This window comes from Corynebacterium marquesiae (assembly GCF_030229635.1).
Lineage (GTDB): Bacteria > Actinomycetota > Actinomycetes > Mycobacteriales > Mycobacteriaceae > Corynebacterium > Corynebacterium marquesiae.
On the sequence record NZ_JASPII010000006.1, the window covers coordinates 1 to 24,137 of the forward strand.

The window sequence follows — 24,137 nt, forward strand, 5'->3', positions numbered from 1 at the left end:
AAGGTCCTCATTGTTTTCGTAGAGGGCCACAGCATCACGTTTGAACTGTTCGGAGTACCTAGGCATGGTGGTAGATTACCTTTCTTCCCAACCCAACCGGGCTGGATATCAGGTGTCTACCTAACAGGGGCTAGGTCCGATGTTCATTGTGAGTCAACAGCGCAAGAAATACACGCCGGAGTACCGGCGTGAAGCCGCAAACCTGGTAATCGAGTCGCAGCGCCCGATTGCTCATGTGGCCAAGGAGATTGGTGTATCAGCCACAATTTTGGGCAGGTGGGTCAAACTCGAGCGTGAGCGCCGTGGAGCATCAGATGGGATGAGCGAGGCTGATCTTCGTGCTGAAAATGCTCGTCTGCGCCGTGAACTGGCGGAAGCCAAGATGGATAATGAGTTTTTGTCAAAAGCGACAGCCTTCTTCGCTGCGAAGCAACGCGAGCAGAAAAGTTCGAATTGATGCGGCAGGAGAAGGCCAACTACAGCATCAAACGTATGGCACGGCTATTAAAAGTATCTCGGTCTGGATACTACAAATGGGCCCATACGCAGCAGAAGCGGCTATCCGGCGACGATGATCGCGCAGCATTCTACGACGATGTTGACCGCAAGATTCATCAGATTTGGTCGGACTCCGATCAGGTTTACGGTGCTCCGCGGATCACCGCAGAACTTACCGAGCGCTACCACATTGCGCTTAACCGTAAGACTGTGGCTAAACGAATGCGCATGATGAGCATTGAAGGGATTTCACCGCGGGCCTTTGTCCCAGTGACAACGGTCCAAGCCAAACGTAAGTCCACGCTTCCTGACCTGGTCAAGCGCATGTTTGATACCGGTGAGCTCAACCGAGTGTGGATGTCGGATATTACCTACCTGCGCACTGCTGAAGGCTGGTTGTATCTGTGTGCAGTCCGCGATGGCCATTCCCGCAGGGTACTGGGCTGGGCTATGGATAGCGTTCAAGATACATACCTGGTCGAACGGGCCCTGCGAATGGCGCATACGCTGCGCGGTGACGTGCCTGACGGGCTAGTGTTTCACGCTGACCGCGGAACCCAATTTACCAGCGAGAAGCTCTGGGAAGTTTGCCGCAACCTGGGCATTGCTCAGTCCGTAGGGCGTACCGGTGTGTGCTTCGATAACGCGATGGCCGAGTCATTCTGGTCAACGCTTAAAACCGAGTTCTACGACCGTAAGCGCTGGCCAACCCGCGATGCCGAACGCAAGGCCGTTGCCTACTGGATTGAAGTAGTCTACAACCGACGACGCCGACACTCCGCACTCGGGATGGTCAGCCCCGTCGACTTCGAGAACCACATTGGTCTAACCACCAGCAGAAAAGAAATAGCTGCCTAACCACTAGGTAGCTCCACTACGTGTCCACGATTTGCGGGCAACCCCAGGTAGGGGACGCCGTTAAAATGGGTTGATAGCGTACCGAGGAGGTTGAACTGATGAGCTCACTGCCTGACATCATCCTGCCTTCTTTTCGGAGTAGGACCCGATCCTTTCTTGATGAGGATCGAGCAGCTAGACGCGCACTGAAAATGCAAGATGGAATTGGCATGCTTGATTTTGCCGTGGAGAACCCTTCGGAAGATCCAGCCGAAGTTTTCTCGGTTGTGCAAGAAGCGCTGGAGATTGCAGTAGATGTGATTGCCAACGCGGATGACTCACTTGGCATGCTAAGTGAGGTTGTTGAAGAGCTCATCGAGCTTCATGCTAAAAGCGCACAGCGAGCCAAGCCCGCGCCAATGGAGCTGGCGGAGTGGTTCATCGCTTTCCATGAGAACCAGATGGTTGACTACTTCGAACTCGACCCCGTTGCTTATTCAACGGTCCTCGGAGAAGACGGACTTGTTCGGGTGCGAGCCTGGGCGGTAAACGCAGATATTATCCGCCGCAAGTATATGGAGAAGCGCTTTGCGGTTTTAGATCAGGATGTCGACGCAATCATCCGTACGCACTTGGCCGAAGGTAGCTACGCAGTTTATTTCGAAGAGACAGCTAAAGCCTTAGAAGAAGTCGGTAAGCATGAGGCCGCGTGGGAGTACGCGAAGCGTGGAACCGAATCCGATCCGGATTGGCAGGCGCGGTCTTGCGGGAAATTTTGGGTGGAATTAGCGAGGGATCATTTCCCCGAAAGGGAGGAAGAGGTCGCCGCGATAGTTCTCAACAAGTGGCCGGATCCGCTCCTAGAAGTACTGCTGTATCCAGAAAGGTTTGTGGAGCCCTAAAGAACTAGGAGGTCGAACTTCGTGGCCTTCACGTCGGAAAGGCGCTTGCGGGCGCGCTCTAGGCGCTGCCACTGATCTTGGGGGATGGCTTTCCGGGCAATGGTGACGGTTTCGGCATCTGGGGTGCCCCAAGCGATGGGCATGGGAGTGATTTGCTGCCAGTGGTTGTTGTCCGCGCGGCCGGAAACAGCCGCAACGGGAACCTTGGTGCCTACCGTGCGTTGAGTGCCGGGGATGGCGGTCACGGTGCGCAAGCATGCAGCCCAGCGGGGAGGCAAGGAGGGATCCACGTTGGTATTAACAAGGGCGAGCAAGACCATGTCGCGCTCATTTACTTCAGCGATGACAGCCGGAGCGAGAGGATAGGTGTCGTAGAGTTGCTGGGCGGTGCCGACTTTACGGGCGGCGGCAAAGCCGACGATGGCTACCATGATTCCGAAAAGGATCATGCCGAGGCCGATGGTAATGCCCCAGGAAAATCCCCACCAGATGGCCGCGCCGCCGATGATGAGCAGGATGCCCAGCACGAGGCCGGAGATGCGAAGGCGGTTGGAATCGCGCAAGAGCTCGTTATTGGCCTTGGCAAAGGACTCGTCTACGTCGAACTTGAAGATTTTCATTGTTCTAAGTCTAGTGCGTCGATAAGCCGGTAGGCATATCCCTGCTCGGCGAGGAAACGCTGGCGGTGCACGGCGTAGTCCGCGTCGAGGCTATCGCGGGTGACCAGCGAGTAAAAGAGAGCCTCTTCTTCCTTCGGGCGGAGTAGTCGGCCGAGGCGTTGAGCCTCTTCTTGGCGGGAGCCGAAGGTGCCGGAGACCTGGATGGCCAGGGCGGCCTCGGGAAGATCGATGGAGAAATTGGCCACTTTGGACACGACGAGTACAGGGAGCGTGCCGTCCCGGAATTGTTGGAAGAGGCGCTCGCGTTTGGCGGTGGAGGTGGAGCCGTCGATAACGGGGGCGTCGAGATGCGCGCCGAGTTCTTTGAGCTGGTCGACATAACCGCCGATGATGAGCGCCTGCTGTGGGTGCCGGGCCAAGATCTTGTCCACCGCACGGAGCTTGGCGGCGGCTTGGGCGGCGATGCGGTAGCGGTCGCGAGGTTGGGCGGTGGCGTACAGCATGCGTTCCTCGGCGTCCATATCCACGCGGACCTCGATGCATTCGGCGGTGGCGATATAACCGGCCATTTCGAGTTCTTTCCACGGGGCGTCGTAGCGCTTGGGTCCGATGAGGGAGAAGACGTCACCCTCGCGGCCGTCCTCGCGCACGAGGGTGGCGGTAAGCCCTAGCCGACGCCGCGATTGCAGGTCCGAGGTCATGCGGAACACCGGGGCGGGAAGGAGGTGGACCTCGTCGTAGATGATGAGGCCCCAGTCCCGGGAATCAAAGAGCTCGAGGGCCCGGTATTCGCCCTTGGTTTTGCGGGTGACCACCTGGTAGGTGGCGATGGTGATGGGCTTGATTTCCTTCTTTTCACCGGAGTATTCGCCGATTTCGTTTTCGGTGAGGGTGGTGCGGCGCAGGAGCTCGTCGCGCCACTGTCGGCCGGCGACGGTATTGGTGACCAGGATGAGCGTGGTAGATTCCGCCTTGGCCATCGCAGCCGCGCCGACGATGGTTTTGCCGGCGCCGCACGGCAGTACGACGACGCCCGAGCCGCCAGACCAAAAGGCCTCGGTGGCGTACTGCTGATAATCACGCAGCTGCCAGCCGTCGTGATTGAGGGCGATGGGGTGGGACTCGCCATCGACGTAGCCGGCGAGGTCTTCTGCCGGCCAGCCTGCCTTGAGGAGGGCTTGCTTGAGGCGGCCGCGCTCGGAAGGAGGGACGGCGATGGAATGCTCGTCGATGCGCGCGCCGAGGAGTTTTCCGGTAGCGCCGCGGGTAAGTTCTTCGAGGATGGGCGGCTCATCGGACTCGAGGATGAGGCCGTGGGCCGGGTGGGCGTGGAGGCGGACGCGGCCGTAGCGGGACATGGTTTCGGCGACGTCGACAAGCAGGGCCTGGGGGACTGGAAAGCGGGAGTAGTTTTCCAGGACGTCGACGACCTGCTCGGCATCGTGCCCGGCCGCGCGGGCATTCCACAACGCGAGCGGGGTGATGCGGTAAGTGTGCACGTGCTCGGGGGCGCGCTCGAGCTCCGCAAAGGGAGCGAGCGCGGCGCGGGCCTCGGCGGCCTGGGCGTGATCCACCTCGAGCAGGACGGTCTTATCCGACTGCACAATCAATGGTCCATTCATGGCTCCAGCGTAACGGAGGTGATCCGGTGCAAGGGAAACCGGATGGTAGAGCCATCGGCCGCGCGAGCGTCGATTTGCCCGCCCGCCACGGTCAGCGGGGTGACGGTGCGTTTCTTTTCGTTGCCGTTCTTGTCCGCATACCCGATGGTGATCGGCCGGGCAGTGCGCGCGGCGGCGTGGACTATATCGAGGCTGGGCGTGGAAGGCCCGGCGTCGTCGCGCAGGGTGCGCATCGCCTTCGCAATGTCCGGAGAAGTGGTGGCTCGGCGGGCGGTGGGCGTCGGCAGTGTAGCGGGTTCGGGCGCGACGTTAAGGCTGGCGCCGCTTTCGTCCTCAGCAGCGGGAGAGAGTCCGTGCTCGCGTAGCCGTTCCAGTAGGTCGTGCACCGGCAATTGGGACACCGCGACGGTGGGCGCGAGCAGGCGCAAGGGCGCTGCCTTGAGCGCAATCTGGAGGAGCGCCGGGTCCTCGCTGCGCAGGTAGGACAGCGCCGGGCCAGAGCGCAGGGTGCCATGGCGCTTGGCGACGTCCCCGATGTGGAACTCCAGCGTCTGCGGCACCTCCCCGTGGGCGGCGAAAAAGGCCTGGATTTCCTCCCCAGTCATGCCGCGATCCAGACCGCGACGCAGGGAAGCATCCGAGATGCGATAGACGCTGGCCAGGCCGGGAGACTCGAGGTCGGCGACTGATTCGAGCTGCTGGTGGGTCTCCGGATCGAGCGGGCCGGGAACCAATACGGTCATATCCGCTTGGATGAGAAAGTAGTCGACCGTGTCGGGGGTCAGGCGGGCGGCGGCGTCGGGGCCGTCGATAAGCACGCTGGTGGGGCGCTCGAGGGCAATGGCACCGATCCACTCGGCTTCCGCGCGGAGTTCGGCGATGGTCTCGTCCGAAGTGTGGGTGGCAAAGAGCGGAAAGTGGAAGCGTAGGGATTCTTCGAAGGTGGGTTTCCCCCCACGCAGGTAGACCTGCAGGACCTTTTGTCTAAATTCCGGCAGCCGATCATTGGTGTGCGCTAGCGTGCGGCCTTCCCTTGTCCATGGGGAGGCAGTCCAAGCCTCGAGCAGAAGTTGCCATTTTTCTGCGAGGTTCGCATCGAGCCAAGCCTGGGCGAGCTCCGTTGGCGCGAGGAAATTGCCGTCGAAGTTTTTCGGCTCGCCGCGGCTGAGCAGGCGGGCGGTTATGCCCAGGCCGATGAGGCGGCGTAGCTCCTCCTCATCGACGTGGAGAGTTTTGCTCAGGTTGGTGAGCTGGCGAACGCCGACGGTCTTGTCCTTGAGCAGTTCTATTGGCCGCGCGCCTAGAGCGTCAATGACGCGCTGCATGCCGCGCACGGCGGAAAGCCCGGCCGCAGTACCGGCATCATCGGCCTTGGGATCCGGGGCGGGGGATTCGGTGATCCCCTCTATTGGGATTGGGGCGGTGGGCTTGCCGTTGAGCGCCAGGTGTACGGCGCGAGGCAGGCGGACGGTGGTGGCGTCCACGCGCTGGAGCAGCTGCTTGGCGATGAGCCGCGGAATCGGCCGGGCCGGATCCGCATCGATGGCCGCATCCCGCGTGGTGCCCAGGCCATTGGAACGCGACAGGGTCTCGAGAACCTTCCGTTCTTCGTCCGGCAGCTCGGCGATGTCCTCCGGGCTGACCTGGACCTGGTCGAGGAGGGACCAGCCGGTGGGAAGGGCAGGCATGACCTCGGGCGGGATGAGGATGTTGCCGTAGGCCAAGCCGCGCTCCTTGAGCTGGCGGGTGATGTCCGGATTAAGGTCTTCTACTTCTTCGAGTTCTCCTCCGCGGCGCGCGATGGCTTCGATTTCCGCAAGCTGCCGTGCAGTGCAGTTCATGAGCGCCCGCGCGATAGAAGTGCGCAGTAGCAGGCGGGTAGCGAGCGCGGCGATGCTCGGGGGTAGCGGATTGAGCACATCCGGCCGGTTGCGGAGGATGGTGGCCAGCTCTTCTTCCTCAAGGGAGGCGAGCCACGTGCGGAAATGCGGGAGGTGGGAAGACTGAGTCATGATGTCACCCCAGTTTAGTTATCGTTTGAGTTACGTTTTTGCGCAAGGTTTGAAATAATAAGGGCTATGTCGAATGAGAAGAAGGGTCACGTTTCCCCGGCTTGGCCGAAGAACGAAAATCGCGAGCACGCAATCACCGAAATCTCTGCGCCTTTTGCTGGTGCATCCAGCCCCTACGGCGATGATCTGATCTTGCCGATGCCGGCAGAGAAGCTGAACTACGTTCACCCTTATACTCGCATCAATCGCTAGAGTATTTCCCCGCCTTGGTGCGGGGATTTTTCTTTCATACAAAAAGGGCCCCCTTGCTACTGTGAACTGGCCCCCGAAAGTTGGACTGGTTTAATTCTAGGCGGTTAGGGCTTCAAGGGTCTGATTTCGATATTGCATCGGGGTTAGACCCTTGAGTCGTTGTTGGATGCGTTCGGTGTTGTACCACCGGATGTACTCGTCGATTGCCTGGTTGAACTCTGCGACGGTGTCGAAGGCTTCTCCGTGGTACATCTCGGTTTTCAGGTGGCCGAAGAAGTTCTCCATGACCGCGTTGTCGTAGCAGTTGGCTTTACGCGACATTGACTGAACACCACCGTTATCATGAATCAGGTTGCGCCAGGACGAATGCTGGTACTGGAAACCTTGATCGGTATGCATCATCCACCCAGGCTCAGGCGTACACGTTTTAATCGTCTTAGTTAAAGAATCGGCGGTAAACGCTGTCGACGGCGATGTAGTCACGGTGTGGGCAACGATTGAACGGTCGAACAGATCCATCACCGGTGACAGGTAGACCTTGCGGCCTGCGACCCTGAACTCGGTGACGTCGCTAACAAAGACGGTATTTGGCTTATCTGGGGTGAACTTGCGGTCAAGCGTGTTGTCGGCAATGTGGCTGATCGTCCCGTTATAAGAAACATATGGCCTGCGCCGGCGGACCTTGGCTCGAAGCCCCATTTCGCTCATGAGTTTGTAGACGAGCTTGTGGTTGACCACCCACCCCTGGTTGCGCAGGTCAAGTAGCACTCGTCGGTAGCCGTAGCGATGCTTGTTACGCTCGAAGCTTTCTAAGATCGCGTCTTTGAGCGCAGCGTGCTTATCCGGCTCGCTGAGTCGTTTCTGGTGGTAGAAGAACGTTGCTCTCGGCATGCCTGCCGCATCCAAAAGGTATTGCAGACGATGCCGTGACTTGAGGATGACAATCGCCTGAACTTTCAGGCGTGTCCCTGATTCCTCAAGTCCCGCAATTTTTTTAGATATGCGTTTTCCGCTTCCAACCGCGCGATCTGGCGACGCAGCTTCGCTTCCTCCGAGAGCGGCTTCGGCGTGACCGAGCCCTTGGGCCTGCCCTTCGGCTTCGGTTTTAGTGCCTCATCGCCACCATTACGCCATTTCCTCGACCATCCGCTGACCAGCTTCTCTGATGACAGGCCAAACTCGCGCGCAAGATTCATCGCTGTCTCACCAGAAAGGTGGCGTTGGACAACTTCCTTCTTGATTTCGAACGAATACTGCTGCTCAGTCGGTTTTTCCACAAGACATAGTCTGCCATGCAGTTTAAACCGACGATAGAGCATACGGGCGGCGTATTTGGAGACACCAAGAGCAGTAGCAGCGGCACGATAGCCTATGCCTTGCTCAAATAGTTCAACCAACTGCTCCCGCTGATGCTCACTCACCAAACTTCGGGCTCTCAATGAAAACTACTCCCCACTAATCGGAAACTGATTTCTCAGTCCAACTAATGGGGAGCAGTTCACTGCAAAGGGGGCCCTTTATCGCTATGTTTTAGCGGGTGATGTTCTCAATCATCTGCGCAATCGGGTCGATGACGTTGCGGTTGGCAGAGTAGAAGTTGTTGAAGTCGTGGCGGTTAGCCTTGTACAGCTCGGTGAACTGCGGGGGCAGAGCCAGGCCGTAGGAGTTAGCGGCATTCTTGATGGTGTTGTACAGAGCATCAACGGCCAGCTCATCGGACTTCTGAGCGGCAGCCTGCTTGACCGGAGCCGGTGCCTGGGCCGGAGCCTTAGGGGCAGCGGACGGAGCGGTGCGCTGGGTCGGAGCGGAGTTCAGGCCAAGGGAAGCGGAGCAAGCCGGCCATGCGCCCCAGCCCTGGGAAGCAAGCACGCGCTCGGCGACGACAATCTGTTGCTCGCGGGTAGCCTGGTCAGCGGTAGCAGCGAACTGGCCGCCACCATTGGCCTGCCAGGTCTGCGGGTTGAACTGCAGGCCGCCGTGGTAGCCGTTGCCGGTGTTGATGTGCCAGTTGCCGCCGGCCTCGCACTGTGCCAGACGGTCCCAGTCGGAATCTGGGGCGGCGGATGCGGTCGGTGCCATGATGGCAGCGGCGGCGCCGAAGGCGACGGTGCCGGCGGTGAACTTAGCGGCCATACGGTTCTTAGCGGAGTGGCGTCCCATGTAGTTAGTCCTCTCTGTGTGCCCGCATTAAGTGCAAAGAATATGTACCAAAAAGAAAGGGCGGGCGAGGGCAACTTTCTTAACGGCTCTTAAGTGTCTGGGGGACAGCGTAGCGGTTTATAACGAAAGTGTCACGTTATGGGCACTAAATGGGAAAGAAAAGGGGCAAATGTGGTGGGTAAGGGGGCGTTTCCGCAGGTGAGCAATAACTTGTGATCTATGTCATGTAATGCGGGTGTGTCGCGGTAGAATGCGCGACTTCTGTTGTTTTGACCAGGCAGCTAAAATAAAGATTTTCCCCTAGAGAAGAGGTGGGTACCTATGCCTATTGGCAAAGTGAAGTGGTATGACGCCGAGAAAGGTTTCGGTTTCGTCAGCAACCCGGGCGATGAAGACGTCTATGTTGGCCGCAACGTGCTGCCCAAGGGAGTAGAGGAACTGTTCCCCGGCCAGCGCATCGACTTCGATTTCGCGGCCGGGCGCCGCGGTCCGCAGGCGCTGCGGGTCAAGGTATTGGATAAGCCGCGTCGCCGCACGCCGGCCCGCAAGCCGGAAGAGCTCGGCAGCATGGTCTCTGACGTGATGACCTTGCTGGAGTCGCAGATTCAGCCGGTGCTTAATTCCGGCCGCTACCCGGAGCGCAAGACTGGGCGCCAGGTAGCAGAAATCCTCCGCGCAATCGCGAAGGATTTGGATAGCTAATCAGAAGCCTTCGTGGATTCCTCCGCGGAGGCTTCTCGTTCTTTATCGGTCATCGTGGTAAGTGACCACACGGTGGCCAAGGGGGTTTCGTCACCGTTGTCATCGGTGCCGATCATCATGGAGGAAATCTCTACCACCTTGAGGCGGGGGCGCTTGCCGGTAGAGGCCTTGATGGGTTCTACCGAACCGGGGATCGATACCTCAGTGGTCTCGTTTGCGCCGTGCGCGGTTTCATCGTTGGCGGCGGGGTCATCGTAGATGGAAAGAATCTTCCACTCGTGATCGGAGATTTCTTCGGGGATCTCCAGTTTGAGGGTGTCATCATCCCCCACGGTGAGGTTCGGGACCTCGCCTTCCGGGCATTCGGTGCCGGGCTCGCATGCAATGTACGGGGCGACGTCGATGGAATTATCGCCCACGGAGGCGGTGACCTTGATGTCGCGGGGATCGGGACCCGGGCGCTGGTTCCACCAGTTTTGGAAGATCACTACGGCGGCGACGATGACCGCCACGACCACGATGAGGGCCAAGATCTGCAGCAGCGACTTTTTCCTTGCTTCCTTACGGGTTGCCATGGGCCTTTACCTTACTCGAACGTGGAAGAGTTCTTCCCACCGCTTGCCGGTAAGCCAGAACTCATCGCCTGTGATGTGTGCGATGCCGTTGAGGACATCATCGGGGTCGGTATAGCGGGACTTATCAATCGCGTCGGTGGAGATTATGGCGGTTACGCGGCCGGTGGATGGATCGATGCGGTAGATGTTGTCATCCATCCAGACATTGGCGTAGACGGCATCGCCCACGCACTCGAGTTCATTGATGTCTTCGAGGGGCTTTCCCTCTAGGGTGACGTCGGTTGTGGAGCGCTCCGCGAAGGTCTCTGGGTCCATATGCCGCAGGGTCGCGGAGCCATCGGACATGAGGAGATCCTCGCCGGTATTGCACAAGCCCCAGCCCTCGCCCGAGTAGGTGGCGGTATCTACCTGGCGCAGGTCCTGATCGTATTTCAGGGCTTGGCCGGACTTCCAGGTCAGCTGCCAGATGGAATCGCCGGCTTGGGTAATGCCCTCGCCAAAATAGCGGTTATCCAGGCGCGTTTCGGCCAAGGTTTCGCCGGTTTCGGGGGAGAAGCGCTCTAAACGGGATTCTCCCCATTGGCCGGTGCCCAGGAGCAAGTTGCCGTCCGGATCCGTTTCGAGGCCCTGCGTAAAGGAATTGGGCGGCAGGGAAGCGGTCCCGAGAACCTCGACGGAGAGGTGCTCTACTTCGGGTTCTGCTGGTGTAGAGGAACAGGCGACGAGCGTGCAGGGAAGGAGAATGCAGGCGGCGCGGGAAAGAAACGACATGCACCATATGTACCACCGCGTGCGCTCCATAATGAATAATGAGGGACGTGAGTAAGCGAAAAGCAAATCCATTGATCGATTCCCGCGCCGTGCGCATCGCGCGCGAGGCGTTGGATGAGGTGGGGGAAGGGGGCGTCGGCAAGCATATCGGCGTCGCCGGGATGGGCCGAAACGTTGCTACCCACCGATTTGAAGCAGAAATGCCTGGCTACCCCGGCTGGGAATGGCAGGCGGTGCTCGCCTGCGCGGAGGGATCGCGCTACGTCACCGTCAATGAGGTGGCGCTGGTGCCGGGAGGGGAGGCCCTGCAGCCGCCGGAATGGGTGCCCTATGAGGACCGTGTGCGCCCCGGTGACCTTGGCCCCGGAGACCTGATGCCACCGGCCGTGGATGATTCCCGCCTGGACGGGGAAACTTTGTCTAAATCCGGCCTGGAAGATGCCAAGAAGCGCTGGCGCACCGAGTTCGGCCCGAATACGGATATGGCGGCCAAGGCGCGCCTGCAATGCCGCACCTGTGCGTTTTATGTGCAGCTGTTGGACAACTATGGCGTCTGCGCCAATGAGTACTCGGCGGACGGCCGGGTGGTGCACTCGCGCTATGGCTGCGGTGCACATTCGCAGACGCGCGTGCGGGAAGAAAAGACCCCGGAAGTGGCCTTCGATGATGAAAAACTCATCTTCCAGGATTTTGAAATCGAGGATTAAGGCAGCACACTTATGGCGTAAGACTCGCTGTACGTGAAAGGCGCAGGCGTTGAAAGCCACTCTCGATCGCTACTTCCATATCTCTGAACGTGGTTCCTCCATTGGAACCGAGCTACGCGCGGGAACGGTCTCGTTCTTCGCCATGGCCTATATCATCCTCTTGAACCCGCTCATCCTCGGTACTACCGAGGACGCGGAGGGCTACGCGCTGGGCGTGCCACAGGTCGCCGCCGCCACCGCGCTGGTCGCCGGCGTCATGTCCATCCTTTTCGGTGCGATTGCCAAGTACCCCTTCGCCATGGCCGCAGGCTTGGGTATGAATACCTTCGTGGGCGTGAGCATGGTCGCCACGAGCGGGCTGACCTGGCAAGAATCCATGGGCCTGGTGGTCATTGAGGGCATCATCATCGTCCTGCTGGCCATCTCCGGCTTCCGCACCGCCGTCTTTGACGCCATCCCGCAGTCCATGAAGGCGGCGATGGGCGTGGGCATCGGCATGTTCATCGCCATGATCGGCCTCGTGGATGGTGGGTTTGTCACCCGTGTGCCGGACGCCGCGCACACCACCGTGCCGGTGAGCCTGGGTATTAATGGATCGATTTCCACTTGGCCGGCGCTGGTCTTTGTCATTGGCCTCATTATCTGTTCCTTCATGGTCATCCGGAACGTGCCGGGCGGGCTCTTCATCGCCATCGTCCTTACCACCGTCATCGCGTTCATCGTGCAGGCGTTTACCGGCTCTGAGGATTGGGGCATGGCCGCGCCCGTGAAACCGGAGGCGCTCGGCGGCATTCCGGATCTGTCCATCGTGGGCGATGTGAACCTGGTGGGCGCCTTTACCAAGATCGGCGTCATCTCCACGGTGCTGCTGATTTTTACGCTCTTGCTGACCAACTTCTTTGATGCGATGGGCACCATGACCGGCCTGGGCAAGCAAGGCAAGCTTGTTGACGCCGATGGCAATCTCCCTGACATGAAGAAGGCCCTCGTCGTCGAGGGCTTCGGCGCCGTGGCCGGCGGCCTGGGCTCTGCTTCTTCCAATACCGTCTTTGCGGATTCCTCCGCCGGCATTGCCGATGGCGCCCGCACCGGCCTGGCCAACCTCATGACCGGTGTGCTGTTCCTCGCCGCGATGTTTTTGACGCCGCTGTATGAAATCGTGCCCATCGAGGCCGCCTCCCCGGTACTCGTCATCGTCGGCGTGATGATGGCCGCGCAGCTGACCGAGATCCGCTGGACCAAGATGGAGATCGCCATCCCCGCCTTCCTCACCATTGTGACCATGCCGTTTACCTATTCCATTGCCAACGGCATCGGCGTGGGCTTCATCTCCTTCGCGCTTATGTCCACCTTTGCCGGCAAGGCCAAGGACGTGCACTGGATCATGTGGCTCTTGGCTGGCCTCTTCGTGATTTTCTTTGGCATGGATCCGATTTCCAATGCCATCGGCTAGCCTAAGGGCATGCTGATTACTGACCCCGCAGACCCTCGCCTGGACGATATTCGGAACCTCAACAAATCCGATAAATCCGGCGAGGGTCTCGTCATTGCAGAGGGCCCGCTGGTGGTCTCCCGGCTGGCCGAATCCCGGTTCCCCATGCGCTGCCTCGTGGGCTTTCCCAAGAAGGTAGAGGCCTATATTTCTGAGTACGGCGAGCCGGAATGCCCCATCTACGAGGTCTCCCGCGAGACCCTAGCGGAGGTGGCCGGCTTCGATATGCACCGCGGGCTGGTCGCCGCCGCGGACCGCGCCTCTGAGCCGGAGGTGAGCGAGATCGTGGAATCTGCCCGGACCATCGCCGTGCTCGAGGGCGTGGGTGATCACGAGAATATTGGCGCCATCTTCCGCCACGCTGCCGGTATGGGCGTAGACGCGGTACTGCTGGGCTCCGGTGCGGCGGATCCGCTCTACCGGCGCTCGGTGCGCGTGTCCATGGGGCACGTGCTGCGCTTGCCCTTTGCTCATTTAGAGGGCGGGTTTACTACCTGGCAGCGTTCCTTGCAGGCGCTTGCCGACGCCTCCTTTACCCTCATTTCCTTAACCCCCAACCCCCAGGCGGTGCACTTGGCCGAGGCCATGCATGGTCTGGATAAGGTGGCGATGCTCGTCGGCGCGGAGGGCCCTGGCCTTACCGAACACGCAATGAAGGCCACCGATATACGCGCACGCATACCGATGGCCCCTGGCACCGATTCTCTTAATGTGGCGACCGCCGCCGCCATTTCCTTTTATGAGCGCCAGCGCTCCTTGAGCGACTTAAACGTCTGAGCGCTCCAATTGCCAATGAGCGAGCCCAAGTGCTTGGCGGTGGAGATGATTTCCTCGCCGGTGGATTCCGGCTCGGCGCTGTGGTCCTCGTAATCGTCATAGTCGTTCAGGCCCAGCTTATTGGCGGACTGCGCGGCTAGTTCCCCCACGGTTTGCTTGGGCTTCGGCGGGTCGATCTTTGGCTCTGGGCGGCCATCGACGGCGTACCCCACGACGTCCAGGTCCGGGCCATCATGGCCCACCTCGATGCCGAGCCAGTGTTCCTGGGCTGCCTGCATGATGCCCTGCGGCTCAAAGGGGAGGGAAATCCCGCCGATCGGCTCGTATTTTTCTCCTGCCCAGTAGGGGGCCTCGAAGGGCTCGGGCAGACCGGTGTCCTCGTAGAGGTGCTCGCGCGTGGCGCATAGGCAGCGCTTGAGCTCGCCGCCCTCCCACAGGGCGAAGCCGGCGTAGCCTTCTTTTTCGTTGCTGCCCAGCGCGATGACGCGCTGGGCGGGCACCGCATTAAGGAGCGTTTCTGGCAGCTGGGAAAGGAGAACAGAATCCCCCTCGCAGACCGTTTGCACCACGGTGATGCCGGGGTAGCCGCCGATGTAGTACTCGTTCGGATCCGTCTGCGCGGAGCGGTTAAGTGGGAATTGCCCAATCGGCGTGACCGGAAAGGTGGGGTCCAGCTGGGCGAGGAATTTCCGCCCAAAGCCGCGATCCGCCTTGGGCTCGGTCTTCAACACCTCTTCCGCATTGGGTTGAGAGATGTACCAGAGAGTAAGTACTGCGTGAGAGATGTCCACGATTAGTCCCTAGGGCGCTTGGTATTGGAGCGAACACCGAGCAGCACGTCCTCCCAATGCGGGGTGACAGCCTTGCGGCGGCGCTTGGTGGGCTTTTCTTCTGGCGAGGGGTTCTGCAAGAACTCCTCTTCCTCCGGCTCTTCCGGAGGGGTGGTCGGCGCCGTGAGGTCGGTGACGTTGCTCGGCTGGTCGCCATCGATAGCTTCGTCATAGCGGCCGCTGCCCAGCGAGGTCAGCGAGCGCACCGGCTGGACGAAATCCGGGTCTGTCAGGTCCGCGGCCACCGAGTTGCGCGCCTCCACCGTGGCAGGCGAGGACATGGACTGCTTGAAGTACCACTCCGCCTCGTTCTCGGACAAGCCGGCCTTCCACGTCACGCGCACGATCCAGGCCTCGCCCTGGTGGCGGTAGGCGTCCCAGCTGGACTCGGAAAGTGAGTGTCCGCGGGCGGCAAAGGCGGTGGCCAGAACCTCCCACAGGGTGAGCTTGGCCGGGCCGTCCTCGCGTACGGGGTGTGCCTGCTTGGCAATCTCCGCGATGCGGTTGCGCTCCAGCATGACGGGGTAGGCGAAGGGCTCGATGCGAGATTCGGTCACGCCCATTTCTTCCGCCAACTCCGCAGCGGAGGCGCCGGCGCGAATGCGGTTTTGGATCTCCGCCGGGCGGATCTTTGTCTCTTCCACCGGTTCCGGTTTGGTGGGCTTGGCCAGGCTGATGGCCGGAGCTGCCGGTTCCTCTTCCGGGGTTTCTACCGGCTCGCCCTGCAGGGCTTCGCGCAGCTCATCGGTGATGGAGAGGAAAAACTCTTCGCCGTCTTCGGTGCGCAGCACCAAAGAGGTTTCGGTCGATTCGCTGTCAACTGGGAACAGCTCGCGCATAATAGGGCGCTCCTTTTGCCTATCGACGGCGGACAAATCTGTGATGCATTCAACTATAACGTGAAAATGCCCCGCAGCCTGCGAGGCGGCGGGGCATGTTGGGGGTGATGCGTTAATTCGCATCCAAGACATAGTCGATGCATTGGGTCAGTTTGGCGATATCGGCCGGCTCAATAGCTGGGAACATGCCGATGCGCAGTTGGTTACGGCCCAGCTTGCGGTACGGCTCCACGTCTAGGATGCCGTTGGCGCGCAGGGTGGCGGCGAGCGCTGCGGCGTCGACAGACTCTGCGAAGTCGATGGTGCCCACCACGAGCGAGCGGGACGCAGGCTCCGTGACGAAGGGAGTGGTCTCCGGGCGGGATTCGGCCCAGCTATACAGCGTGGCGGAGGATTCCGTAGTGCGCTCAACCATGCCGTCCAGGCCGCCGTTGGCATTCATCCACTGGAGCTGGTTATCCAACATGAGCAGGGTGGCGATTGCCGGGGTGTTATAGGTCTGGTTCTTGCGGGAGTTATCTACTGCCGTCTGCAGGTTGAGGAAGGTGGGAATATAGCGCTCGGAGGCGTTGATTTTCTCAATCCGCTCCAGTGCGGCGGGGGACATGGCGGCGAGCCACAGGCCGCCGTCGGAAGCAAAGCACTTTTGCGGCGAGAAGTAGTAAACGTCCGTATCGGAGATGTGCACGGACAGACCACCCGCGCCGGAGGTGGCGTCCACGACCACCAGCTGCTGATCATTGCGGGGGTGCGGGCGGGTGACTTCTGCCATCGCGCCGGTGGAGGTTTCATTGTGTGCCCAAGCGACGACGTCCGCCTCCGCAGAAAGATCGTGCGGGTCGGGTGCGGTGCCCACTGGGGACTCCACGATGGATGGGGCATCGAGCCAGGGTGCACCCGCGGCGGTCTTGGCAAATTTAGTGGAAAACTCGCCAAAGGTGAGGTGGGCGGAGTGGCGTTCAATGAGCCCGAAGGTGGCAGCATCCCAGAAGGCGGTGGCGCCGCCTAGGGAAAGGACAATCTCGTAGCCCTCTGGCAAGGAGAAGAGATCGCTCAAGCCTTCTCGCACCGAACCTACGAGGTTCTTTACCGCCGGCTGGCGGTGGGAGGTGCCCATGACTGCGGGGTCAATGGCCGCAAGCTGGTCGGGGCGAACCTTGGAAGGGCCGCAGCCAAAGCGGCCGTCGGTAGGTAGGAGGTCGGCAGGCAGCGTAAGTTCGGGTGTGCTCATGCAAGTCAGTGTAGAACAGTTCCGGTCGAACGGCAGTTATTTTAGTCGACCCAATCCTGTTGGCGGCGTCACAAAGTTTGCTAAAGTGTGAAGAGGTATCAAGCTAGCTTCCTTAAGTTAGTGCTTAATAGTGACTCTTCACGTAGAGAAAGGAACTTCCGTGGCTTCTGAAGACAACAAGGTAGTGCTCCAGTACCCAGGCGGCGAGTATGAGATGGACATCAAGCAGTCCACCGAGGGTGACTCCGGCTTTGACATTTCCAAGCTCCGTAACGAGACCGGGCTCGTTACCTTCGACCCTGGTTATACCTCCACCGGTTCCACCGAGTCCAAGATCACCTTCATTAACGGTGAAGAGGGCATCCTGCGCCACCGCGGTTACGATATCGCGGACCTGGCGGAAAACGCTTCCTTTAACGAGGTTTCTTATCTGCTGATCAAGGGGCATCTGCCTAACGAGGAAGAGCTCAGCCACTTTAACCGTGAAATCCGCCACCACACCCTGTTGGATGAGGACTTCAAGGCCGCGTTCAATATCTTCCCGCGCAACGCGCACCCAATGGCCGTGCTGGCTTCCTCCCTTAACATTCTTTCCGCGTACTACCAGGATCAGCTTGACCCGCTGGACCCGGAGCAGCTGGATAAGGCCACCGTCCGTCTGCTGGCTAAGGTTCCAATGCTGGCGGCCTATGCTTACCGCGCTTCCCAGGGTAAGCCTTATATGTACCCGGATAACAGCCTGAACGCCCGCGAGAACTTCCTGCGCATGATGTTCGGCTACCCCACCGAGGAGTACGAGGTTGACCCGGTTGTAGCCAAGGCCCTGGATAAGCTGCTTATCCTCCACGCTGACCACGAGCAGAACTGCTCCACTTCCACCGTGCGCATGATTGGTTCCGCTCAGGCTAATATGTTTGTCTCCATCGCCGGCGGCATTAACGCCCTGTCCGGTCCGCTGCACGGCGGCGCAAACCAGGCCGTTCTGGAGATGCTGGAAGATATCCAGAACAATCACGATGGTGACGCTACCGACTTCATGAACCGCGTGAAGAATAAGGAAAAGGGCGTTCGCCTCATGGGCTTTGGCCACCGCGTGTACAAGAACTACGACCCACGCGCGGCAATCGTCAAGGAGACTGCCCATGAGATCATCGATCACTTGGGCGGCGACCCAATGCTGGATCTGGCCATGAAGCTGGAAGACATTGCGCTGAATGACGACTACTTCGTCTCCCGCAAGCTCTACCCGAACGTGGACTTCTACACCGGCTTGATCTACCGCGCTATGGGCTTCCCGACGGACTTCTTTACCGTCCTCTTCGCCATCGGCCGTCTGCCGGGCTGGATTGCACAGTACCGCGAGCAGCTGGAGATCAACACCAAGATCAACCGTCCGCGCCAGATTTACACCGGCGAGACTTTGCGCAAGGTTACCCCACGTAACGAGCGCTAAAGCGTCCCGTGGGTTCGCCAAATTAAGCCGAATCGGGTGGTAGCACCTATAATAGGTGCAGCTCGGTTCGGTTTTTAATGCGACCGCACGAACAAACTAGATTTCCCAAGGAGAATAATCCCCATGGATAAGCCTGTTATTGAAGCCCAGTCTGGCCCAGCGCCGACCGACCTTGTTGTAGAAGACATCGTCGTCGGCGACGGTGCTGAGGCACAGCCTGGTGCCGTAGTGGAGGTCCACTACGTCGGCGCTGAATACGAGACCAACCAAGAATTCGATTCCTCGTGGGACCGTGGCCAGTCCATCGAGTTCCCGCTGACCGGTCTCATCGCCGGCTGGCAGGAGGGCATTCCGGGAATGAAGGTGGGCGGTCGCCGCAAGCTCATCATCCCGCCGGAAAAGGCCTACGGCCCAGCCGGTGGCGCGCACCCGCTATCCGGCCGCACCTTGGTCTTTATCATTGACCTCATCCGCGCCGACTAAAAGCGCTCAACCCCAGGGTTTGCCCTGGGGTTTCGTCGTTTTCGGCGCGGTCAGAAAAACTGCGGCACAATGGAGGGCATGACTGTGCCAACCGTAACTTTCAATGATGACCGCGAAATGCCCCAGCTGGGCTTGGGTACGTACAAGCTATATGACGAGGAATGCATCCGCGTCATCCGCGAGGCCATCGATTTGGGCTACCGCCACTTCGATACCGCCACGCTTTACAAGAATGAAGAGGCGGTAGGCACCGCCCTGAAGCAGGCAATGGATGCCGGCGACGTCACCCGCGATGAGCTCTTTATTACCTCCAAGGTATGGCACTCCCACCAGGGGGAGCACAAGGTGGAAGAGGCATTCCAGCAGTCGCTAAAGGATCTGCAGCTGGACTACCTCGACCTGTATCTTATCCACTGGCCATGGCCGCAGGGTGGCCTGTACAACGAGACCTTTGAGGCTATCGCCCGCCTGCAGGGTATGGGCCAGATTGCGTCCATCGGCGTGGCTAATTTCTACGAGGACGTGCTCAAAGACCTAATTTCCACTACCGGCATTTCTCCGGTGCTCAACCAAGTGGAGATTCACCCGGGCTTTACTCAGTCCAGCCTGCGTGCCTTCCACCACGATAATGACATCGTCACCGAGGCATGGGCCCCGTTGGCACGCGGGGTTGTGCTCAATAACCCCGTGATTGAGCAGGCTGCTGCTGACCACGAGGCCACCGAGGGACAGGTTGTCCTGGCTTATCTCATGTCTAAAGACATATCCGTGATCCCGAAGTCCGCGCGCACTGAGCGCCTGAAAGAAAACTTGGCTGCCACCGAGCTAGAGCTCACGGCGGAGGAAGTATCTGCCATTGACGCCCTTGAGGGCCAGGAAGGCTTTGGCCGCATGTTCAATGACCCGCGCGAATTCCCAGGCAACGAAGAGTAACATCAACCGCCGATTAAGCCCCCCCTCACGGGGGCTTTTTCTTTTGTCAAGCGGCTGTTAACAATCTTTACAAGGGGTAAAAAATTCTTCCTTCGGGGGTAGTTTGCTAAAGATGTTATTCCAGTTCAGTGAAGCCTATGGGGTTAAAAGGGTGGGGGAGTGGAAGCTTTTCTTGGCAGAGTTTACAACCTTGCAGAAAATGTTCTGTAACTTACAGATCAGCGTGGATAGTGAGAAATAACACACTATCTCGTGTGACCTAAGTTCCTCTCACCCAAGGAGACGATGCTCTATGAGTGACGTAGCTGCAACTCCTGTCTCGCGCCGCGAACCCACTGGCAGCGAGTTCATTGCGATGCGCGACTCCGCCGAATTCGGCGAGCTGCGCCGCACCTACCGGAGTTTTACCTTCCCTATGACCGTGGCCTTCTTCGTGTGGTACGTGGTCTACGTTCTAGCCGCCGTGTTTGCCCCTGACTTCATGGCGATCGAGCTCGACGGTGGCTGGAACGTCGGGCTGGTTTTCGGCCTAGCCCAGTTCCTCACCACCTTCATCATCACGTGGATCTACGTGAAGTACGCCAATAAGAATATCGAGCCGAAGTCGGCCGCCATCCGTGAAGAGCTGGAGGGCAACTAATGACTACCACCACCCTCGCCGCAGAATCTTCCGCCGGCAATCCCATCTTGAATATCTCTATTTTCGGCATCTTCCTTTTCATCACCATGGCGGTGGTGCTGCGCGCCGGAAAGACCACGAAGAAGGCCTCGGACTTTTATACCGGCGGCGGCACCTTCTCCGGACGCCAGAACGGCCTGGCGATCTCCGGTGACTACCTCTCCGCTGCATCGTTCCTGGGCATCGTTGGCGCGGTGGCACTCAACGGCTACGACGGCTTCTTGTACTCGGTAGGCTTCTTCGTTGCTTGGCTGGTAGCACTCATGCTCGTTGCCGAGCCCATGCGTAACGTCGGCCGCTTTACCATGGCGGACGTCCTGTCCTTCCGCCTGAAGCAAAAGCCCGTGCGCGTGGCGGCGTCTATCGCCACCCTCTTCGTCACGCTCTTCTACCTCATCGCGCAGATGGCCGGCGCCGGCTCCTTGGTTGCGGTACTGCTGGATATCCATGAGTTCAAGTGGCAGGCCTTCGTCGTGGGCATCGTGGGCGTGCTCATGATTGTCTACGTCCTGGTCGGCGGCATGAAAGGCACCACCTACGTGCAGATGATCAAGGCCGTGCTCCTGGTAGCCGGCGTGGTCATCATGTGTTTCTTGGTCTTCATTGCCCTGCGCGGCGGCTTTAGCACCCTGTTTAATAACGCCATCGACATGCACGCCGCTTCCGAGCAGATTAAAGAGAAGGGCTACGAGGCCAAGGACATCATGGCTCCGGGCCTGAAGTACGGCGCCACCACCGCCACCAAGCTGGACTTTATTTCCTTGGGCATTTCCCTGGTGCTCGGCGTGGGCGGCCTGCCGCACGTGCTGATGCGCTTTTACACCGTGCTCACCGCTACCGAGGCGCGCCGCTCCGTTACCTGGGCGATCGTTATTATCGGTGCCTTCTACCTTATGACCCTGGTCCTGGGCTACGGTGCGGCAGCACTGGTGGGTCCGGACCGCATTCTCGACGCCCCGGGCGGCGCCAATGCCGCAGCGCCACTACTCGCGCTCGAGATCGGCGGCTCCATCTTCATGGCGATTATTTCCGCCGTGGCCTTCGCTACCGTGCTCGCCGTGGTTGCTGGCCTGGCCATTACCGCCTCTGCATCCATTGCGCACGATATCTACCACGCGGTTATCCGCAACGGCGAGTCCACCGAGGCTGAGCAGGTCCGCGTCTCCCAGGCCACCGTGGTGGTCCTTGGCATCGTCTCCATCATCTTGGGCATCCTGGCCATGACCCAGAACGTGGCCTTCCTGGTCTCCCTCGCGTTTGCGGTGGCGGCCTCCGCCAACCTGCCGACCATCCTGTACTCCCTGTACTGGCGCCGCTTCAACACCGCTGGCGCGGTGGCCTCCATGTACACCGGCGTGGTGTCCTGCCTGGTGCTCATCTTCTTCTCTCCGGCAGTCTCCGGTTCTGAGACCTCCATGTTCCCAGGCGCGGACTGGGCCATCTTCCCGCTCTCCTCGCCGGGCTTGGTCTCCATTCCGCTGTCCTTCTTCGTTGGCTGGTTGGTCTCCATCATGACCAAGCCGGATAACTTTGAGGAGCTTTCCGCAGAGATGGAAGTTCGCTCCCTTACCGGCGTGGGCGTCGAGGCACCTGTGCAGCATTAATTGCCTAGATAGTGCACTTAACCGGTAACATATATCGACGTGTTTAAAACGTCGTTGAACCGCAAGGCGGCATCAGTTAAGGCTGGTGCCGCTTTGGCCGTATGCATGCTCGCCTTGACCACCACCGCGTGCAGCAATAGCGAGCGTGAAAGCGACGCGCTTGCCGACGCCCCCTCGGCCGCACCAGACACCAACCGCGACGTCCCACCAGAAATCAATGAGTTTCTAGAAGGTGATGAGGGGCGCTCGGTTACCTACATCCGCCTGCACGATGGCATGCACATGGGCTCTGCCTCAGAGCACGAGGCTCGCCCGGCGCTCAGCCTCATTAAGCTCTACATCGCCACCTACGTAATGGAAAAGGGCGAGTACGAGGACAAATATGAGGCGCTGGACATGATTGCTAGCTCCTCCGATAAGTCCGCCGAAGACCTCTTTGATAAATACCCAGAGTCCATCGACACCATTGCCGATGAATTCAACCTCGAATCCACCAAGGCGGGCGAGCAATGGGGCTACTCGCAAACCTCCACGTATGACGTCGCCAGCTTCATCTCGCAGCTCATTGAGCGCGATGAAACTCACCCAGTGCTGGTAGCCATGGCGCATGCTGATCCCATCTCGGAGGATGGCTACCGCCAGGATTACGGCACCGCCAAGCTCTCTAACGTGGTAGGCAGCAAGTGGGGATGGTCCAATGACAAGTCCATTAACTCCTCGGTCTCCTTTGGCGAGAACTTCGTCGCCGCCGCCTCTATTAACGGCTCATCCGATGACCTCACCGACTATGTTAAGGACGAAGTGACTGGCAAGAATCTAGGAAAGGCTACCGAGCGCTTCCTTAAGTACAAAGATGGCGAGGACGTCCCACCGGTTGAGACCTCCACCTCGGAGACTTCTACTACCTCCTCCAGTAAGAAGGACAAGGACGAGAAATCTGGCAAGGGCAAGAAGGAAAAGTCCTTGTCCAAGGAGCCCACTAGCGAATCCACCACGTCCCAAAAGAAGTCCGCAGACAAAAAGAAGGGCTCGGAGAAAACCTCCGAGCCCTCTAAGAAGTAGTACTACCGCGCCTTTGCAACCGTTTCTGCGACGATCTTCGCTAGCTGACGAATCTGATCGTTGCTCAGCGTCTTGCCATTAAAGGTCACGCCATTGGCGGTGACCTGCGGAAGTTCTGGTAGCTCTGGGTGCTTGCTCTGCAGCTGCGAACTCAGCTGATTGACCAAGTCGGACGAGCCATTGCTCGGGGCCTTGGTCTGCGGCTGCGGCTGCGGCTTTGGCTGTGGCTTCTTGGTGGTCGGCTTCTTTGCCGGTGCAGGTGCCGCGGACTTGCCAGGCGTCCACTGTCCCCAGTCTTCGGCATAGACCTCATTGACGTCAACGATGACGCCGCCGATGGTCTGTTGCTTGCCGTGCGGCAGCTGGTGGATAGTAGTGCGCGGGTGAATCTTGCCGTTGGACCCCCAGTCATGCATCCAGAAGTACTTGCCGATGCCGTCCTGGATCGCCCACTCGATGGTGTTGTAATTGCCGTAGATGCCCGTCTGGTAGCCGGCCAGCTCCAGCGTCTTGGAGAATGCCTGCAGGTACGGGAGAATTTGGCGGGTGTACTGCTCGCGGGTGGGGTTATCGTCGATGGCGATGTAGATCGGGCGGTTGGTGGGACCGCCTGCCTTCTTGTGTAGCGCAATTGCCTTCGGTGCGTGTACTGCCGCACCTGCTGCGCCTTGCTTCCAATCGGCGGTTTCCGCACGACCAAATTGGTAGACCGACGCAGTGGGCAGACCCGCTGCCGCATTGGCCTTAGTCTCCTTGAGGGTTACCGGCTTGCCGGTCATCCACGCAGCGCCGGGGCGCTTGTCGGAGACGTAGCGAATCGCGCCCATGTGGCCGGCACTCTTAATTGCCTGCGGGGAAGGTACGCCGGCGGAGAAATCAATGATGGTTCCGCGCACCGGTCCGAGTGCTGCCGCATGGGGAGCGGTAGTGCCGATAACGCCTGCGGTTAGGGCGAGAGCGCCGACCTTAAAAAGGTCGCGACGGGAGAAAGATGGTGACATGTTGAGCTCCTGCAGTAATCACATTTGTCACAGTAGTTAACAACTGCACCATAGCAGCGGGTATGGGGTCATCCCCGGAGCGAAACCGCATGTCG

The 24,137-nt window shown here is 59.6% G+C and carries 24 protein-coding genes; 13 read left to right on the top strand and 11 right to left on the bottom strand.

The window, feature by feature from the left end; translation table 11 throughout:
- Positions 1–139: 139 nt before the first annotated feature.
- Both QP971_RS05160 and QP971_RS05165 read left to right on the top strand, forming a co-directional pair.
- Positions 140–1,356, top strand: a protein-coding gene (locus tag QP971_RS05160; protein ID WP_284811084.1) for an IS3 family transposase whose coding sequence is annotated in 2 segments (ribosomal slippage) — positions 140–401 and positions 401–1,356 — 1,218 coding nt in all. Because the reading frame shifts where the segments join, the coding sequence is not laid out codon by codon here.
- A gap of 209 nt (positions 1,357–1,565) precedes the next feature.
- Positions 1,566–2,237: a hypothetical protein gene (locus tag QP971_RS05165; protein WP_284792264.1), complete on the top strand. Its 672-nt coding sequence runs from the start codon at positions 1,566–1,568 to the stop codon at positions 2,235–2,237.
- Here the strand turns inward: QP971_RS05165 and QP971_RS05170 are convergent.
- The 3 genes from QP971_RS05170 to QP971_RS05180 are packed head-to-tail and all read right to left on the bottom strand — an operon-like array spanning position 2,234 to position 6,491.
- On the bottom strand, positions 2,234–2,857 hold the full coding sequence (locus QP971_RS05170) for a DUF3239 domain-containing protein (protein WP_284792263.1): 624 nt from the start codon (positions 2,855–2,857) through the stop codon (positions 2,234–2,236). The two genes, QP971_RS05165 and QP971_RS05170, sit on opposite strands and share 4 nt — an antisense overlap.
- On the bottom strand, positions 2,854–4,479 hold the full coding sequence (locus tag QP971_RS05175; protein ID WP_284811083.1) for a DNA repair helicase XPB: 1,626 nt from the start codon (positions 4,477–4,479) through the stop codon (positions 2,854–2,856). The genes QP971_RS05170 and QP971_RS05175 overlap by 4 nt, the downstream gene beginning before the upstream one ends.
- Positions 4,476–6,491 carry a helicase-associated domain-containing protein gene (locus QP971_RS05180; RefSeq protein WP_284811082.1) on the bottom strand — a complete coding sequence of 672 codons (2,016 nt, stop codon included), beginning with the start codon at positions 6,489–6,491 and terminating at the stop codon, positions 4,476–4,478. The genes QP971_RS05175 and QP971_RS05180 overlap by 4 nt, the downstream gene beginning before the upstream one ends.
- A 66-nt stretch (positions 6,492–6,557) precedes the next feature.
- On the opposite strand from QP971_RS05180, the gene QP971_RS05185 reads away from it, so the two are divergent.
- A complete protein-coding gene (locus QP971_RS05185; RefSeq protein ID WP_023022020.1) occupies positions 6,558–6,743 on the top strand; it encodes a hypothetical protein in 186 nt (61 codons plus the stop codon).
- Between the two features lie 96 nt (positions 6,744–6,839).
- On the opposite strand, the gene QP971_RS05190 is transcribed toward QP971_RS05185, so the two are convergent.
- A protein-coding gene (locus QP971_RS05190) for an IS3 family transposase (RefSeq protein WP_431831075.1) occupies positions 6,840–8,182 on the bottom strand; the annotation gives its coding sequence in 2 pieces (ribosomal slippage) (positions 6,840–7,741 and positions 7,741–8,182; 1,344 coding nt in all).
- A 91-nt stretch (positions 8,183–8,273) separates the two neighbouring features.
- On the bottom strand, positions 8,274–8,903 hold the full coding sequence (locus QP971_RS05195; RefSeq protein WP_275435529.1) for a resuscitation-promoting factor Rpf1 domain-containing protein: 630 nt from the start codon (positions 8,901–8,903) through the stop codon (positions 8,274–8,276).
- A 321-nt stretch (positions 8,904–9,224) separates the two neighbouring features.
- Between QP971_RS05195 and QP971_RS05200 the strand changes: the two genes are divergently transcribed.
- Positions 9,225–9,605: a cold-shock protein gene (locus QP971_RS05200; RefSeq protein WP_005323875.1), complete on the top strand. Its 381-nt coding sequence runs from the start codon at positions 9,225–9,227 to the stop codon at positions 9,603–9,605.
- Here the strand turns inward: QP971_RS05200 and QP971_RS05205 are convergent.
- Both QP971_RS05205 and QP971_RS05210 read right to left on the bottom strand, forming a co-directional pair.
- The gene (locus QP971_RS05205; RefSeq protein ID WP_239274505.1) at positions 9,602–10,180 is read right to left on the bottom strand and encodes a DUF2771 domain-containing protein; all 579 of its coding nucleotides are present in this window, start codon (positions 10,178–10,180) and stop codon (positions 9,602–9,604) included. The genes QP971_RS05200 and QP971_RS05205 overlap by 4 nt on opposite strands.
- Before the next feature lie 6 nt (positions 10,181–10,186).
- The gene (locus tag QP971_RS05210) at positions 10,187–10,951 is read right to left on the bottom strand and encodes a glutaminyl-peptide cyclotransferase (RefSeq protein WP_284811081.1); all 765 of its coding nucleotides are present in this window, start codon (positions 10,949–10,951) and stop codon (positions 10,187–10,189) included.
- Between the two features lie 38 nt (positions 10,952–10,989).
- Here QP971_RS05210 and QP971_RS05215 point away from each other — a divergent pair, with 38 nt between their 5' ends.
- From QP971_RS05215 to QP971_RS05225, 3 genes are read left to right on the top strand one after another with little or no spacing between them, the layout of a single operon-like run.
- Entirely contained in the window at positions 10,990–11,658 is a 669-nt protein-coding gene (locus QP971_RS05215) for a DUF3027 domain-containing protein (protein WP_284811080.1), read from the top strand.
- Between the two features lie 49 nt (positions 11,659–11,707).
- Positions 11,708–13,111 (top strand): NCS2 family permease, encoded by a 1,404-nt coding sequence (locus tag QP971_RS05220; RefSeq protein WP_049378821.1) that lies wholly within the window; start codon positions 11,708–11,710, stop codon positions 13,109–13,111.
- A gap of 9 nt (positions 13,112–13,120) precedes the next feature.
- Positions 13,121–13,927 (top strand): TrmH family RNA methyltransferase, encoded by an 807-nt coding sequence (locus QP971_RS05225; RefSeq protein ID WP_284811079.1) that lies wholly within the window; start codon positions 13,121–13,123, stop codon positions 13,925–13,927.
- On the opposite strand, the gene QP971_RS05230 is transcribed toward QP971_RS05225, so the two are convergent.
- The 3 genes from QP971_RS05230 to serC form a co-directional block, all read right to left on the bottom strand.
- The gene (locus QP971_RS05230) at positions 13,888–14,718 is read right to left on the bottom strand and encodes a DUF6928 family protein (protein ID WP_284811078.1); all 831 of its coding nucleotides are present in this window, start codon (positions 14,716–14,718) and stop codon (positions 13,888–13,890) included. The genes QP971_RS05225 and QP971_RS05230 overlap by 40 nt on opposite strands.
- 2 nt (positions 14,719–14,720) lie before the next feature.
- Positions 14,721–15,596, bottom strand: coding sequence for a septation protein SepH (gene sepH, locus QP971_RS05235; RefSeq protein WP_284811077.1), 876 nt, complete (start codon positions 15,594–15,596; stop codon positions 14,721–14,723).
- Between the two features lie 112 nt (positions 15,597–15,708).
- Positions 15,709–16,827 (bottom strand): phosphoserine transaminase, encoded by a 1,119-nt coding sequence (serC, locus tag QP971_RS05240; RefSeq protein WP_284811076.1) that lies wholly within the window; start codon positions 16,825–16,827, stop codon positions 15,709–15,711.
- Between the two features lie 160 nt (positions 16,828–16,987).
- Here serC and QP971_RS05245 point away from each other — a divergent pair, with 160 nt between their 5' ends.
- The 6 genes from QP971_RS05245 to QP971_RS05270 all read left to right on the top strand — a co-directional run bounded on the left by QP971_RS05245 (position 16,988) and on the right by QP971_RS05270 (position 23,041).
- Positions 16,988–18,280 (top strand): citrate synthase, encoded by a 1,293-nt coding sequence (locus tag QP971_RS05245; protein ID WP_080970451.1) that lies wholly within the window; start codon positions 16,988–16,990, stop codon positions 18,278–18,280.
- A 123-nt stretch (positions 18,281–18,403) separates the two neighbouring features.
- Entirely contained in the window at positions 18,404–18,763 is a 360-nt protein-coding gene (locus QP971_RS05250; protein ID WP_005323855.1) for an FKBP-type peptidyl-prolyl cis-trans isomerase, read from the top strand.
- A gap of 69 nt (positions 18,764–18,832) precedes the next feature.
- Positions 18,833–19,696, top strand: a complete 864-nt coding sequence (locus QP971_RS05255) for an aldo/keto reductase (RefSeq protein WP_284811075.1) — start codon at positions 18,833–18,835, stop codon at positions 19,694–19,696.
- Between the two features lie 292 nt (positions 19,697–19,988).
- Positions 19,989–20,336: a DUF485 domain-containing protein gene (locus QP971_RS05260; RefSeq protein ID WP_284811074.1), complete on the top strand. Its 348-nt coding sequence runs from the start codon at positions 19,989–19,991 to the stop codon at positions 20,334–20,336.
- The gene (locus QP971_RS05265; protein WP_284811073.1) at positions 20,336–21,979 is read left to right on the top strand and encodes a monocarboxylic acid transporter; all 1,644 of its coding nucleotides are present in this window, start codon (positions 20,336–20,338) and stop codon (positions 21,977–21,979) included. Before QP971_RS05260 ends, QP971_RS05265 begins: the two co-directional genes overlap by 1 nt.
- A gap of 39 nt (positions 21,980–22,018) precedes the next feature.
- Positions 22,019–23,041, top strand: coding sequence for a hypothetical protein (locus QP971_RS05270; protein WP_284811072.1), 1,023 nt, complete (start codon positions 22,019–22,021; stop codon positions 23,039–23,041).
- A gap of 2 nt (positions 23,042–23,043) precedes the next feature.
- On the opposite strand, the gene QP971_RS05275 is transcribed toward QP971_RS05270, so the two are convergent.
- A complete protein-coding gene (locus QP971_RS05275) occupies positions 23,044–24,042 on the bottom strand; it encodes a DUF1906 domain-containing protein (RefSeq protein ID WP_284811071.1) in 999 nt (332 codons plus the stop codon).
- Positions 24,043–24,137: the final 95 nt, after the last annotated feature.